This window comes from Reyranella sp., assembly GCF_965279465.1.
Lineage (GTDB): Bacteria > Pseudomonadota > Alphaproteobacteria > Reyranellales > Reyranellaceae > Reyranella.
Map to the genome: position 1 here is coordinate 6,979,553 of NZ_OZ257242.1, position 14,149 is coordinate 6,993,701.

General features: G+C 65.9%; 16 protein-coding genes. 5 read left to right on the top strand and 11 right to left on the bottom strand.

The features are described from left to right. Positions 1-168 precede the first annotated feature (168 nt). Together ACQY8M_RS34040 and ACQY8M_RS34045 are read right to left on the bottom strand one after the other, a co-directional pair. Entirely contained in the window at positions 169-816 is a 648-nt protein-coding gene (locus ACQY8M_RS34040) for an urea amidolyase associated protein UAAP2 (protein WP_428665853.1), read from the bottom strand. After that, positions 809-1,615 (bottom strand): urea amidolyase associated protein UAAP1, encoded by an 807-nt coding sequence (locus tag ACQY8M_RS34045; protein ID WP_428665856.1) that lies wholly within the window; start codon positions 1,613-1,615, stop codon positions 809-811. The genes ACQY8M_RS34040 and ACQY8M_RS34045 overlap by 8 nt, the downstream gene beginning before the upstream one ends. 126 nt (positions 1,616-1,741) lie before the next feature. On the opposite strand from ACQY8M_RS34045, the gene ACQY8M_RS34050 reads away from it, so the two are divergent. Further along, positions 1,742-2,443: a hemerythrin domain-containing protein gene (locus tag ACQY8M_RS34050; protein WP_428665859.1), complete on the top strand. Its 702-nt coding sequence runs from the start codon at positions 1,742-1,744 to the stop codon at positions 2,441-2,443. Positions 2,444-2,447: 4 nt separating this feature from the next. Here ACQY8M_RS34050 and ACQY8M_RS34055 read toward each other — a convergent pair whose 3' ends face one another. From ACQY8M_RS34055 to ACQY8M_RS34075, 5 genes are all read right to left on the bottom strand, one after another. Then, positions 2,448-3,419 carry an ABC transporter ATP-binding protein gene (locus ACQY8M_RS34055; protein ID WP_428665862.1) on the bottom strand — a complete coding sequence of 324 codons (972 nt, stop codon included), beginning with the start codon at positions 3,417-3,419 and terminating at the stop codon, positions 2,448-2,450. 157 nt (positions 3,420-3,576) lie between these two features. Next, positions 3,577-4,548, bottom strand: a complete 972-nt coding sequence (locus tag ACQY8M_RS34060; RefSeq protein WP_428665865.1) for an ABC transporter ATP-binding protein — start codon at positions 4,546-4,548, stop codon at positions 3,577-3,579. Positions 4,549-4,553: 5 nt separating this feature from the next. Next, positions 4,554-5,501 (bottom strand): ABC transporter permease, encoded by a 948-nt coding sequence (locus ACQY8M_RS34065; RefSeq protein WP_428665868.1) that lies wholly within the window; start codon positions 5,499-5,501, stop codon positions 4,554-4,556. Continuing rightward, complete coding sequence (locus ACQY8M_RS34070; RefSeq protein WP_428665871.1) at positions 5,467-6,393, bottom strand: ABC transporter permease; 927 nt, start codon at positions 6,391-6,393, stop codon at positions 5,467-5,469. Before ACQY8M_RS34070 ends, ACQY8M_RS34065 begins: the two co-directional genes overlap by 35 nt. A 93-nt stretch (positions 6,394-6,486) precedes the next feature. After that, a complete protein-coding gene (locus ACQY8M_RS34075; protein WP_428665874.1) occupies positions 6,487-8,277 on the bottom strand; it encodes a peptide ABC transporter substrate-binding protein in 1,791 nt (596 codons plus the stop codon). A 130-nt stretch (positions 8,278-8,407) separates the two neighbouring features. Between ACQY8M_RS34075 and ACQY8M_RS34080 the strand changes: the two genes are divergently transcribed. From ACQY8M_RS34080 to ACQY8M_RS34090, 3 genes are all read left to right on the top strand, one after another. Beyond that, positions 8,408-8,725: a DMT family transporter gene (locus ACQY8M_RS34080; RefSeq protein ID WP_428665877.1), complete on the top strand. Its 318-nt coding sequence runs from the start codon at positions 8,408-8,410 to the stop codon at positions 8,723-8,725. A 33-nt stretch (positions 8,726-8,758) separates the two neighbouring features. After that, complete coding sequence (locus tag ACQY8M_RS34085) at positions 8,759-9,508, top strand: glucose 1-dehydrogenase (protein ID WP_428665879.1); 750 nt, start codon at positions 8,759-8,761, stop codon at positions 9,506-9,508. Between the two features lie 178 nt (positions 9,509-9,686). Further along, positions 9,687-9,926, top strand: coding sequence for a hypothetical protein (locus tag ACQY8M_RS34090; protein WP_428665881.1), 240 nt, complete (start codon positions 9,687-9,689; stop codon positions 9,924-9,926). 124 nt (positions 9,927-10,050) lie between these two features. Here the strand turns inward: ACQY8M_RS34090 and ACQY8M_RS34095 are convergent, their stop codons facing one another. From ACQY8M_RS34095 to ACQY8M_RS34110, 4 genes are read right to left on the bottom strand one after another with little or no spacing between them, the layout of a single operon-like run. Further along, entirely contained in the window at positions 10,051-10,437 is a 387-nt protein-coding gene (locus tag ACQY8M_RS34095; RefSeq protein ID WP_428665884.1) for an MAPEG family protein, read from the bottom strand. A 29-nt stretch (positions 10,438-10,466) separates the two neighbouring features. Further along, positions 10,467-11,105, bottom strand: coding sequence for a uracil phosphoribosyltransferase (upp, locus tag ACQY8M_RS34100; protein ID WP_428665887.1), 639 nt, complete (start codon positions 11,103-11,105; stop codon positions 10,467-10,469). Between the two features lie 17 nt (positions 11,106-11,122). Next, positions 11,123-12,298: a URC4/urg3 family protein gene (locus ACQY8M_RS34105; protein ID WP_428665890.1), complete on the bottom strand. Its 1,176-nt coding sequence runs from the start codon at positions 12,296-12,298 to the stop codon at positions 11,123-11,125. A 31-nt stretch (positions 12,299-12,329) separates the two neighbouring features. After that, positions 12,330-13,562 carry a GTP cyclohydrolase II gene (locus tag ACQY8M_RS34110; RefSeq protein WP_428665893.1) on the bottom strand — a complete coding sequence of 411 codons (1,233 nt, stop codon included), beginning with the start codon at positions 13,560-13,562 and terminating at the stop codon, positions 12,330-12,332. Positions 13,563-13,726: 164 nt separating this feature from the next. Here ACQY8M_RS34110 and ACQY8M_RS34115 point away from each other — a divergent pair, with 164 nt between their 5' ends. Next, complete coding sequence (locus ACQY8M_RS34115) at positions 13,727-14,149, top strand: cupin domain-containing protein (protein WP_428665895.1); 423 nt, start codon at positions 13,727-13,729, stop codon at positions 14,147-14,149.

The following is a 14,149-nucleotide window of genomic DNA, read 5'->3' on the forward strand; positions in this document are numbered from 1 at the left end:
GTGCTTCCAGTCCTGGGTCGCCAAGGTACCTCATCATAACATCCTGGGCGATAGCTGCATCGGCAACGACACGGAAATGCCCCCTCGGCCGGCCCGGAAAACGACGGCAACTGGAATCAAGGTGCTGAAGGTTGCCGGCCTCGGGGCTGCCCAATCTGCTCGAAACGATCAAACCACGGGCGGATCCCAGATATGCACGCGCACCGGCGTCGGATTGAAGCCATTGCAGGGATTGTTGATCTGCGGGCAGTTCGAGAGGACGAAGATCACGTCCATCTCCGCCGTCACGTCGACATGGTTGCCCGGCGCCGAGATGCCGTCGATGACGGTGAAATCTCCCGACGGCTCGATCGGCACGTTCATGAAGAAGTTCAGGTTGGCGACGACGTCGCGCTTGGCGAGGCCGTACTTCGAGAGCTCGAGCAGGAAGTTCTCCCGGCAGGCGTGCTGGTACCGGGCCGCCTCACCGAAGCGGACGGCATTGCTCTCGCACGAGCAGCAGCCCGCCGACGTATCGTGCCGGCCGCAGCTGTCGGCTGTGACCCGCGCCATCACCTTGCCCCGGTTGGAGACGAGCCGCGTGCCGAGCCCGACATAGGCGGAGCCCTGGACGCGCAATGTGTCCTGGGCGCTGTAGCGCTCGGCCGGATCGTCGGCGCGGTAGAGCAGGGCATCGACGGCCTGCTGGCCCTCGATGTCGACGATGCGCAAGGTCTGCCCGCGCTTCAGCAGGCGCGACCACGGCCGTTCCGCGGGGACGTCGTGGGAATAGACCGCGTCGGCGGGATCGGGCCGAAGGACGGGCTTCTCAGGCATGGAGGCGATCCGTGAATTCGAAGGCGCGGACGATTTCGGGCGACCGGGTCCGGCAAGGATCGCCCGGCGCGGGGGGCGGGGCGCGGTGGCGAACGAGGGTCACGGGTCCGCTGGCGGCCGGACGAGCCGGATCGGTCGGGTGGGCGCAATTCGACAGAACGAGCACGACGTCCATTTCGGCGCGAAGGTCGACGAAGTCGCCGGCCTTCTTGCGCATGCCATCCCAACCGAAGCGGCCGTCCGCGTCGAGCGAGACGGGCGCGAAGAAGGTCACGCACGGTGGAATGTCGCGCAAACCGAGCCCGAGCTTGGATGCGGCCGCGAGAAAGTTCTCGTGCGTGTTGCGCGCCGGCACGCCGTAGGCGGCGAGCGCCGACGCCGGCGTCGAGCCGCCCACCAGCAGGTCGTGCGCGCCGCTCGTATCCTCGATCAGCGACAAGAACACGCGGCCCATGTCGGTCAGGATGACACGGCCCTTCGACAAGGCGGCGCTCCATTGGATCTTGGCCGTATCGGCGCAGTTGAGCCGCTCCGACATGTCCTTCTCGCACCAGCCGATCATCGACACGCTGGAACGGCCGGAGGAATCGCTGACCCTGAGCGCCTCGCCGCGCCGCAGCCGCACCGTGTGATACCAGCCGGCCGGCACAGTTTCGCTGTCGATCACGGCACCGGGGCCGATCGGCGCGGCATCAATGGCGGTGGCGGCCGGCAGCGCCGCGGGGGCAGCGCCCTGCCCTACAGCGCGAAGAGCTTCGTAGCGACGACGGTTGGCTTCCGCGCTCTCCTGCTTCGTCATGGAATCCATCCTCGCACATCGCATCGGAAACACGTGAGCAAGATGTGGACCGCGGCGGGCCACGCAACCGGCAGAGCCCGTTGCCGTTCTTTCTCCGGAAATGCGGCACAGCCAGGAGAAGCGGCAATGGCCAATGTCCTTTACGAGCGGCGCCGCTGGTTGATTGCGACGACCGGCGCGGTGCTTCTTGCCACGCCAGCGTTGGCGCAAAACCGCCGGCAGGCAACGCCCAAGACCAAGGCGACCGAGGCCGGCATCACGGCGACGGAGCGATTGATGCGCGACAGCGGCGTGCTGCTGCGGGTCCTGTCGATCTACGAGGCCGGAGCCCGACGGCTGGGCGGCGGAGAAGACATCGAGCCGGCCATCTTCACCCAGGCGGCCGAGACGATGCGTGACTTCGTGCATGCCTATCACGAGAAGCAGGAGAACGAGCACATCTTCCCGCGCTTCAAGAAGGCCGGCCGCATGGTCGAGCTGGTCGACGTGCTGACGGTCCAGCATGCCGCCGGGCAAAAGCTCACCAACACGATCATCGAGCTGGCACCAAAGAGCGGCAACAAGGCCGAGCGCCAGTCGATGATCGACGCCATGCAGGCGTCCATCGTGCTCTATCGGCCCCATGTGGCACGCGAGCTCACCGACGTGCTGCCGACCCTGCGCACCCTCGTCACGCCGAACGAGTTCGACGAGCTGAGCGCGGCCCTCGCCAAGGACGAGAGCGAGAAGCTCGGCGCGGAAGGGTTCGACAAGATGGCGAAGAAGGTCGAAGCGCTCGAGAAGCGCATCGGCATCCACGATCTCGGTGTGTTCACCCCGAAGTCGTAGGCGCCTATCCCCGGTAGTGGCAGGCTACCCAGTGTCCGGGGCGGCTTTCGCGCAGCTCCGGCGAGCGCTCGCCGCAATCGGGCCGGGCGATCGGGCAGCGGGTATGGAAGTGGCAGCCCGATGGCGGCCGGATCGGGTTGGGCACGTCTCCCTGCAGCATGATGCGCTTGCGCTTCACGGTCGGATCGGGGATCGGCACCGCCGAGAGCAGCGCCTCCGAATAGGGATGCAACGGCGTGTCGTAGAGGTCGCGGGCCGGGGCGATTTCGACCACGCGACCGAGATACATAACCGCGATCCGCGTCGAGATGTGCTCCACCACCGACAGGTCGTGCGCGATGAAGAGGTAGGTCAGCCCGAACTTCTCCTGGAGGTCCTCGAGGAGATTGATCACCTGGGCCTGGATCGACACGTCGAGGGCCGACACGGGCTCGTCGCAGATTACCAGCTTCGGATCGACCGCGAGCGCGCGGGCGATGCCGATGCGCTGTCGCTGGCCGCCGGAGAACTCGTGCGGGAAGCGGCCCATGTGGTCTGCCTGCAGGCCGACCGTCTCGAGCAGCGCGAGGACCCGCTCCTCGAGATCCCGGCGTGACTTGGCAAGGCCGTGGATCTGCAGCGCCTCGCCCACGATGGCGCCGACGGTGAGGCGCGGGTTCAGCGAAGCATAGGGATCCTGGAATATGATCTGCATGTCGCGGCGCAGCGCACGCATCGCTTCGGGGCCGAGCCGCGTAACGTCCGCCCCCTGGAACCACACCTCGCCCGAGCTGGGCTCGATCAGCCGCAGGATGCAGCGCCCGGTGGTCGACTTTCCGCAGCCTGATTCGCCCACGAGGCCCAGGGTCTCGCCCTTGCCGATGTCGAAGCTCACACCGTCGACGGCATGGACGCGGTCGACCTCGCGCGCGAAGACGCCGCCCGATACGGCGAAGTGCTTCTTGAGGTTCCTGACGGACAACAGGGTCTCGGTCACGGCACGGCCCTCAGAGAATGTTCGTCCACGCAACCCAATTCATGATCATGCTGCCGGGAGCGCGGCTCTCCAGAGCCGCTCATGGAATGTTGCAACCAACCAATGTGAGCGGCTCTGGAGAGCCGCGCTCCCAGCGGTCTGAAAGTTTCACGAGCTCTCACAGCACGCACGCGACCCGGTGGCCGGGCCCCACCTCCTTGAGCGGCGGCAGCGCCTTCACGCAGATGTCCATGGCGAACTTGCAACGCGCCGCGAACCGGCAGCCGACCGGCGGATTGAGCAGGCTCGGCACGCTACCCGGGATCGCCTCGAGCCGTTCCTTGTGCGCCGCCGCCCGATCGACGCGCGGGATCGAGCGGATCAGGCCCTGCGTATAGGGATGGCGCGGATTGGCGAACAGGGCCTCGACCGGCGCCTCCTCGACGACCTTGCCCGCATACATGACCACGACCCTCTGGCAGGTCTCGGCGACCACCCCCATCGCGTGGGTGATCAGCATGATCGACATGCCGAGCCGGTCCTTCATCTCCTGCATCAGCTCGAGGATCTGCGCCTGGATGGTGACGTCGAGCGCGGTGGTGGGCTCGTCGGCGATCAGGAGCTGCGGCTTGCAGCTGAGCGCCATGGCGATCATCACGCGCTGGCGCATGCCGCCCGAGAACTGGTGCGGATAGTCGTGCACCCGCTTGGACGGATTGGGGATGTCGACCAGCCGCAGCATCTCGACCGCGCCTTCGATGGCCTGCTTGCGCGAGAGCTTCTCGTGCTGGCGCAGCACCTCGGCGATCTGGTCGCCGACCGTGTAGACGGGGTTGAGCGAGGTCATCGGCTCCTGGAAGATGATCGCGATCTCGCGGGCGCGGATCTTGTCCATCTCCTCGGCCGGCAGGGGAATGAGGTTGCGCCCCTTCCACAGGATCTCGCCCGCCTCGAAGCGGCCGGGGGGCATGTCGATCAGCTTCAGCACCGAGCGCGCGGTGACGGTCTTGCCGCAGCCCGACTCGCCCACCACCCCCAGCGTCTCGCCGCGGTCGAGATGCAGGTCGACGCCGTCGACCGCGCGCACCACGCCGTCATCGGTCTTGAACCAGGTCTTGAGGCCCCGGATATCGAGCAGCTTTTCGGCCATGTCGCCTACAGGACGCGGCGCGGATCGAGCGCGTCGCGCAGCCCGTCGCCGATGAAGTTGATCGCCAGGACGGTGATGAAGATCAGGGCGCCGGGGAACAGCGCCCAATGCGGAGCGATGTCGAGATAATCCTTGGCGTCGCGCAGCACGCTGCCCCAAGTCGGCACGTCCGACGGGAAGCCGAGGCCGAGGAAGGACAACGTCGATTCCGCGATGATGGCCGCGGCGATGTCGATGGTCGCGACCACGATCACCGGTCCCATGGCGTTGGGCAGGATGTGCATCATAACCTGGCGAAGCCGCGAGGCGCCAAGCGCCCTTGCAGCCTCGACGAACTCCTTCTCACGAATCGACAGGAACTGCGCACGCACGAGCCGCGCCGCCGGCATCCAGCGTGTGCCACCGATGACGGCAACGATCAGCACGAACGCGCCACCTTCGACCCCCAGCACGCCCTTCACGGGTTCGCGGAACAGGTAGATGACCAGCAGCAGCAAAGGAAGCTGCGGCAGCGACAGGAAAAGGTCGGTGACCCACATCAGGGCGGCATCGACCGCACCGCTCGCCATGCCGGCAATGGCGCCGATCAGCACGCCGAAGAAGATCGCGACGACCATCGCCGCGACGCCGACCGCGAGCGAGATGCGGCCGCCGTAGATCAGGCGCGACAGCAGGTCCTGCCCCAGATCGTCGGTCCCCAATGGATGAAGAGCGGACGGGCCCTGCAGCTTGGCGGCGAAGTCGATCTCGTTGATTGGCACGGGCCAGATGAACGGCCCCGCCAGCACGGCGAACACGATCACCAGGAGCGCGAACGCCGAGACCAGCGCCATCTTGTGGCGCCGGAACCGACGCCACGCCTCCTGCCAGGGCGAGAACCGCCGCGCCTTGCGCGCAGCGGGAGCCGCCGCCGGCGCCTCAGCGGAAAGCGATGCGGGGGTCGAGCCAGCCATAGAGGATGTCTGCAATGAGGTTGAAGATGACGACCAGGCAGGCCGCAACGAAGGTGACGCCCATGACCACAGGCGTGTCGTTGGAAAGCATCGAGGTGATCAGCAGCGAGCCGATACCGGGCACACGGAAGATCTGCTCGGTGACGATGGCGCCGCTGAAGACGATCGGCATCTGCAGCGCAACCAGCGTCACGACCGGGATCAGGGCCGTGCGCACCACGTGCCGGGTGATGACCTTGCGCTCGCCAATGCCCTTGGACCGGGCAGTCGTGACGTAATCCAGCCGGATGACGTCGAGCACCGAGGAACGCACGAAGCGCACCAGCGCTGCGCCCTGGAAAAGGCCCAGCACGGTCACCGGCATGATCGACTGCTTGATGTGCTCCCAATAGAACGCCCAGCCCGTCGCACTGATGTCCGCGCGGTAGACGAAGGGTAGCCAGTCGAGCTGGATCGAGAAGATCAGGATCAGCACCAGACCCGTGAAGAAGGTCGGCAGCGAAAAGCCGATGAAGGCGACGGTGTTGGCGATCTGATCGAACAGCGAATAGGGCTTGGTGGCAGCCAGCACGCCGACCGGCAGGGCAATCGCGATCGCCAGGAACTGCGAAGCGCCGATGACGATCAGCGTCACCGGCAGGCGCTGCAGGATCAGCGTGCTGACGTCCATGCGGCTGACGAAGGAGAAGCCCCAGTCACCCTGCAGCAGGGCCGCAAGCCAGTGCCAGTAGCGCATCCAGACCGGGTCATCGAGGCCGAACTTGGCGCGCAAAGCGGCGCGCACCTCGGGCGGCACCGCCGGGTTGGTGGCCAGTTCGTCGAAAGGATCTCCCGGCGCCAGGGCCAGGAGCGTGAAAAGTACGACACTGATCCCGAGCAGGCTCGGGATCATGATCAGGAGCTTCCGTATTACGTACTGCCTGCTCACGTGATGGGCCTGCAAATGAAAGCCCTCCCCGCTCGACGCGGGGAGGGCGTTGCGGACTTAGGCGTCCTTGAACCAGTCGCTGAGGTCCGAGGTGTTGTTGTCCCAGCCGCTGATATCGGCGTTGAGCTGCAACGATTTCGCCGAGACGGTGGGCCGCTGCACGATGCCCATCACGATGTTGTTCTGGATGGCCAGGTCGTTGATCTTGATGAAGATGGCGGCACGCTTGACGGGGTCGAGTTCCACCTCCGCGTCCCGGATCAGCTTGTCGGCTTCCGGGCTCTGCCAACGGGTGATGTTGCGGCCCTGCCACTTGTTGTCCTTGCTGGACGCTTCCCACGAGGCGAACTGGAGGATATGCGTGCCCGGGTCCGGCTGGCCCATGGTCGTCGTGTACATCTCGAGGTCGGTGTAGAACTTGGTGTACGTGTCCGGATTGGCCACGTCGGACGAGAAGAACACCGAAGCGGTCACCGACTTCAGCTCGATGTCGATGCCCGCCTTCTGGGCGGCCTGCTTGATGATCGCCTGCGTCTTCTGGCGCGGCTGGTTGATCGAGGTCTGATAGACGAACTTGAGCTTCTTGCCGTCCTTGGCGCGGATGCCGTCCGAGCCCTTCTTCCAGCCGGCCTTATCGAGAATGTCGTTGGCCTTGTCGATGTTGAACTCGATCGGGTTGGCCTTGGATGCGAAGCGCTCCGGACCGTAGAGGTAATTGCGCGTCGCCGGGCCGGTGCGGCCGTAGATGTGGTCCTGGATGGACTTGTTGTCGACCAGCAGCGCAATCGCCTTGCGCACCTCCGGATCGCTCAGGGTCGGGTGCTTGGTCTTCTTGCTCGACCGTTCTCCGTCGACTTCGGTCCACGGATCGGTCTGGTTGAAGAGAAGGAACTCGATATTGCCGCCGGGCGTGATCGCGACCCGCCCTTTGCCGCCCTTCTCGAGGCGCGTCAGGATTTCGTCCTCGACCTGCATGTTCCAGGCAAAGTCGAATTCACCGGTCTGCAGCACGGCGCGCGCGGCCGAAACCGCGTCGCCCCCGCCCTTCATCTCGACCGAGTCGAAATACGGCTTGTTGGCCTGGTGGTAATTCGGGTTGATGACGCCCGTCACCAGATCGCCCGGCTTGAAGTCCTTGAACATGTAGGGGCCGGTGCCGACCGGCTTGAGGTTGGTGGGCGCATCGCGCGACTTGGCGCCGGTGTAGTCGGCGAACAGGTGCTTGGGGATCAGCATGCCGCGCGCGCCGATGAAGGCGTCGGCCCAGAACGGCGTCGGCTTCTTGAACTTCACGGTGACGGTGTATTGATCGACCTTCTCGACCGTGACGTCCTGGTAGGAGGCGATCGTGTACGCCGCCGTCGCCGGATCCTTGGCATATTCCCAGTTGAAGACGACGTCGTCGGCCGTGAACGGCTTGCCGTCGTGCCAGGTGACGCCCTGCTTCAGCTTCCAGGTGACCGACGTGCCGTCGGCAGAAAGGCCGCCATTTTCACGGCTCGGTATCTCGGCCGCGAGCTTGGGCTTGAGATTTCCCTCGGGATCCCAGGCCGCGAGCGGCTCATAGAACAGGCGCGAGCCGTCCTGGTCCTTGGTGCCGACCGCGAAATGCGGATTGAGCAGGGTCGCACCCTGCCACCACAGGACCTTCAGCTGGCCACCGCCGCCCCGCTTGGTCGGCTTGTAGGTCGACTTGGTCTGGGCCATCGCCACGCCGGAGATCGCCAGCAGCTGCGTCGCCATCGGCGCGGCCAGTCCCACCGCCGCCATCCGCCGGACGAATCCGCGGCGCGACATGCGGCCAGCTTTCACGTTGTCGATCAGGCCGCGCAGTTCATGCTCGTTCATGAAATTACCCCTAACTTTGAGCCGTCCCTACCGACGCTCTCGCTATCTTGCAAGATGCGTGCAATTCTTCATGAGAACAGGCTGGCACGTCGCAGTCAACGACGCCCCGCGTGTCGCCGGGGGAGAGAGCATGGCTTGGCTGTATCTTGTCGTCGCAGGGCTGTTCGAAATCGGCTGGCCGCTCGGGCTGAAGAAGGGTTGGGGGCCAGACGGTGTTCAGGCCGGCTGGCTGATCTTCGCCTTCGTCGCCATGATGATCAGCGGCGCCCTGCTGATGATGGCACAGCGGGCTATTCCGATGGGTACCGCCTATGCGGTCTGGACCGGCATCGGCGCGGTCGGCGCCTTCGCCACCGGTGTGCTCCTGTTCGGGGATTCTGCATCCGTCATGCGCATCATCTCGATCGCACTGATCGTCGCCGGCATCGTCGGCCTGAAGCTCGCTTAAGATCAAAAAGGAAAAGAGGAGGAAGCAATGCGCATGAAAGACAAGGTCGCGCTGATCAGCGGCGCGGCCAGCGGCATGGGTGCCGCCACCGCCCGGCTGCTCGCCCGCGAGGGCGCCACGGTCTTCGTCGCCGACATATTGGACAAGGAGGGAGCGGCCGTCGTCGCCGAAATCGAAGCGGCCGGCGGCAAGGCCCGCTACCTCCATCTCGACGTCACCAACGAAGCCGAGTGGCAGTCCGTCGTCGCCGAGGTCGAGAGGAGCGCGGGCGGCCTCGACGTGCTGGTGAACAACGCTGGCATCTCCGGCTCGGCCGAGCAGGACCTCTACGACACCGCCGCCTGGAACCGGCTGATGGGCATCAACGCGACGGGGGTGTTCCTCGGCATGAAGCACGGCACCGCCGCCATGAAACGGCGTGGCCGCGGCGGCTCGATCATCAACCTGTCGTCTGTCTCCGGCATTGTCGGCCAAGGCTACATCCATGTCGGCTACAATGCCTCCAAGGGTGCCGTGCGCCTGATCACCAAGTCCGGCGCCGCCCAGCACGGCCGCGACAACATCCGCGTCAACTCGGTCCATCCGGGGCTGATGCCGCCAATGCGCACCTCCGGCCGCACCGCCGATCCGGCGACACGTGCCAAGACACTGAAAGGTGTCCCATTGGGACGCGCGGGCGAGGTCGACGAGGTCGCCTATGCCATCCTGTTCCTGGCGTCGGACGAATCGTCTTACGTCACGGGAGCGGAACTGGTGGTCGACGGCGGCTGGACGGCGGTCTGATGATCAGCGTCTGACAGGCGCATCGAACGCACCGTGACCGCGACAGGCACGCACGATCCGCTCACCATAGTTTGAGCAACTGGACTGCAAAAATCTGGGCGGCGGGTCGAAAGTAGGGTTAGGATTGCCTCTGCCGGATCGATCATCGATACGGAATTTGGTTAGGGAGACACCAAAGATGACCAAGCAGACCATGATCGCCACTGCGATCTCGATCTTCGCCGCCAGCAGCTTCGTGGCCGCGTCGGCAAGTGCCCAGGTGAAGTGCGCCGGCACCAACGCCTGCAAAGGGCAGAGCTCCTGCAAGGGTGGGAAAAGCGCCTGCAAGGGCCAGAATGCGTGCAAGGGCCAAGGCTTCTCGGACACCAAGGACGTCATCGGCTGCGAGAACCAGGGCGGCAAGGCCGTCAAGGACTAGAACCGACCCTTCGACCAACACCATGCGGGCGTCCCGGTGCTCCGGCGACGCCCGTTTCTTTTGGGGCGGTCGCCCTGCTCGTACCGGAGGTTCGCTGTCTTGTTAGTCCTGAGCGGAAGCCGCTTCAGAAGAGCTGCCAGGCGATCATGACCATGCCGATGACCGACACGAACCAGGCGACGGTGCGCAGCCAGGGAATTCCGAGCAGGTAGACTACGGCGTGGGCGAGCCGCGCCCAGAAGAAGATAGCCGCGCCCATCGCGGTCGTTGCATTGGCCTTGCCGGCAACGGCGGCGATCAGGACCAAAGCCGCGAACAGCACCAGGTTCTCGATCATGTTGAGATGCGCACGCTTGGCGCGGCCGGCGAAGCCAGTCAGCACCGGCAGGTCCTCGCGATTGCCGGCCAGCGTGGTCAGCCCGACCGCCTGGTTCGCCGCCGCGGCGGCAATCAGCACCTGGACGAAGGTGAGCACCACCGACATCAGGAGATATTTCAGATCCGGAGTCATTGTCGTTTCTCCCCGCCTTTGCCTCGGGGCTACTTGGTGCCGAACAGGCGATCTCCCGCGTCACCGAGGCCGGGGACAATATACCCGTGGTCGTTGAGCTTCGCATCGACGGCGGCGGTGAAAACCGGCACATCCGGATGCACCTCCGCGAAGGCGCGCGCCCCAGGTTCCGCCGCGAGGATGCAGATCATCTTGATGCGCCGCGCCCCCGTCTCCTTCAACCGGTCGACCGCCGCGATCGCCGAATGAGCCGTCGCCAGCATCGGGTCGCACACGATCACGTCGCGGTCGGAAATGTCGCCCGGAATCTTGAAGTAGTACTCGACCGCCTGCAGCGTGCGCGGGTCGCGATAGAGGCCGACATGACCCATGCGGGCGAGCGGCACGAGGTCCAGAACGCCCTCGGCAAGGCCGAGTCCGGCGCGCAGGATCGGCACGATCACCAGCTTCTTGCCGTCGAGCAGCGGCGCTTCCATGCCTTCGATCGGCGTCTCGATGCGGGTCGTGCCCAGTGGCAGGTCGCGCGTGGCGTCATAGCCCAGCAGCAGGCCGATCTCGCGCAGAAGGCGGCGGAAGTTGGCGCTCGACGTCTGCTTGTCGCGCATCTTGGTGAGCTTGTGCTGCACCAGCGGATGCGTGACGACGTGGATCGACGGCGGTAGCGGCATGCTTTTCTCTCCCCAACTCAGAATACGGTGCCGTCGCTCTCGACGGCAATCGGCGGCCCGCCGCCCGGGCGGCGCTCGGCCGCCAGCACGCGGCCGGCGAACCAGGTGCCGGCTTCGAGCACCTTCACCAGCGGTAGCTGCGTCGCGTCCATGCCCAGGTGAAGGCGCACGTGCGCACCGACCTGGTCGAGCAGCGCGACCGTGAGCGCGCGCCATTCGACGATTGCCTCGTCACCGGGCTTGAAGACGTCGCTGAGCAACCGCGACTGCTTGGGCCGCAGCGCACCGGCGTCGACGAGCAGGCCGCCGTTGCGATATTCGGGCAGGCCCGTCAGCGCATCGAGGTCGGCCACCTTGAGGCCCGCGCTCTCGATCGGCTCGACCAGCGAGTAGGACAGCCACTGCGAGAGCTTGTGAAACGGCACGAGGCCGACGACAGGGTGCGGCCAGACATCGCCCATCGGTGACGGCCAGATGGGCGACAGCCTGTCGAGCACCGCCGCGAGGATCGCGGCAGCCTTTACCGTGCCGCCATCCCTCGCAATGACATCGAACAGCGCGCCCGGCCGGTCGAGGCCGACACCGCCCAGCTTGCGCAGCAGCCCGGCGCGCCCTTCGAGCCCGGTCAGCGGATTGTGTGCCTTCACCTGGAAGCCCATGGCGATGTCCATCGGCGTCAGCGCGGCGAGGCGCTCGGCATCGACGCGGAGCGGATCGCCCTTGGCGTCGCGGCTGAAGGCACCATTGGCGAACATATGGAAGCTCGCCACACCCAGGCCCTCGGAACGCGCGTAGGTCTCGCCGGTCTCGGGCTCGCGCCACGACCAGGCGGGACCCGCGCCGGCATCGAGCAGCACCGACACGACGGCGAGATCCATCATGCGGCGCGCGATCTCGTCCTTCGGCAGCCCTGCGAGCCGCGGCGCCAGCTCCGCCCATCGGTCATGCCCGCCCGCCTCGAAATGCCGCCAGCGCGAATGGAAGGGGATCGCCGCGGGATTCGGGAAGCGCCGACGCGTGACGGCGAGCGTCGCCTGCACCGCCGCTTCGAGGCCGCCGGCATCGACCGACCACCACGGCGAGCGCCCATCCTCGACGTATTTCAGCACCTGCCCCGCCCGCTCGCGGATTGCGACGGGCGTGCGCAAATAGACGAGGTTCTCAGCGGAGCGCGCCACTCCAGTGGCGCTCATTGCCGCTGCTCATGTTCTTCCGGACCGCGCCTCATTCCATCAGCCCCCGACCCTTGGGCTGGGAGAGGTCGGCGGTCGGCTTCGTCGTGGTGAAATAGCCGGCGGCCTTCTTGGCATCCATCTCGACTTGCGCGTCGGCAGGAATCAGATCCTCGGGGATCGGCACCTGCTCGACGACCTCGATGCCCTGCTCCCGCAGCGCGTCCGACTTCATGTTGCTCATCGAGGCGAAGCGGTCGATGCGCGCGATGCCCAGCCAGTGGAACACGTCCGGCATCAGCTCCTGGAAGCGCATGTCCTGCACGCCCGCCACACACTCCGTGCGGTTGAAGTATTGCGCCGCCGAATCGCCGCCGGGCTGGCGCTTGCGCGCGTTGTAGACGAGGAACTTCGTCACCTCGCCCAGCGCACGGCCTTCCTTGCGATTGTAGATCACCACGCCGACGCCGCCCTTCTGCGCCATCTCGATGCAGATCTCGATGCCATGCGCGAGATAGGGCCGGCAGGTGCAGATGTCGGACCCGAACACGTCCGAGCCGTTGCACTCGTCGTGGAGGCGGCAGGCGATCTTCGTCTCACCCTTGCCGAGCTTCGACACGTCCCCGAAGAAGTAGATCGTCGAGCCGCCGATCGGCGGCAGGAACAGCTCGAGGTCGGGCCGCGTCACCAGCTCGGTGTACATCCCGCCGGTCTGCTCGAAGAGCGTGCGCCGCAGGTCGACCTCGCGCACGCCGAAGCGTTCGGCGATGCCGGGCAGCCACCACACCGGCTCGATCGCGGCCTTGGTCACCTTGACGTCGCCCGACCCGCTCAGGATGTCGTTGTCGGGCTTCAGCCGCCCGGCCGCCATGGCATCCATGATCTCCGGCATGTTCACATGCGCCTTGGTGACGGCGATGGTCGGGCGGATGTCCCAACCGGCCGCCAGCTTGTCGGCGAACACGTCGGCCACCATGTGGCCCCACGGATCGAGCGACACGATCTTCTTCGGATCGAACCAGCTTTCGAACGGGCCGATCCGCTCGGCCGGCGAGGTGTTGGTGTAGTCGGGCCGGTGGTCGGCCTTGAGCTCCTTGGCCGCGATCGCCAGCGCCCGATAGATCCCGTAGCTGCCGGAATGAACGCCGATCGCATTGCGCCGCGCCGCATCGCCCACCGTACCGACGACAGGGCCGCGAATCACCGGATCGCGCGCCCCCCACACGACCGGAGGAGCGGCCTGGCCGCCCTGGGACGGGTGGGTGTTCAGTCTGATGTGAGCCATGTGCTTTCCAGATGCCGACAGCCGGGAAAGCGGCGCAGTCTAGGTCCTGTGGATGAACATGGGAAGACAGGGTGTAACGTTCATGATCCGTGCGCCGGCTGCCCTTACCGTCTGGCCTACCCCCATTTCCCGGCGCAGGATAAGCGCCCACAGAGGAGCAAACCATGCCCGACCTGTTTCCCACGACCGAGGAAGCCGCCCAGGACCAGGCGCGCGAGATCGGCATCGTCAACCATCTCGGACCGGACTCGTTCAAGCCGGACGGCATGCGCCCGTTCTTCGAGTATCGCCAGCTCGGCCTGGACAAGCTCACCGGCGGCAAGGTCGGCGCTCTTGTCGCCCGTGCCAGGCCCGGCCGGCATCCCGACGCGCCGCGTCACACGCATGCGCTCGACTTCCAGTTCATCTACGTGCTGAAAGGCTGGGCGATCTTCGATTACGAGGGTTACGGCGAGCACAAGCTGGTCGCCGGCTCGACGGTCTACCAACCGCCGGGAGTGAGGCACAAGGAGATCGCCCATTCCGACGATTTCGAGGTGCTGGAGATCACCATGCCGGCCGAGTTCGAAACGCAGACGGCCGAGTAG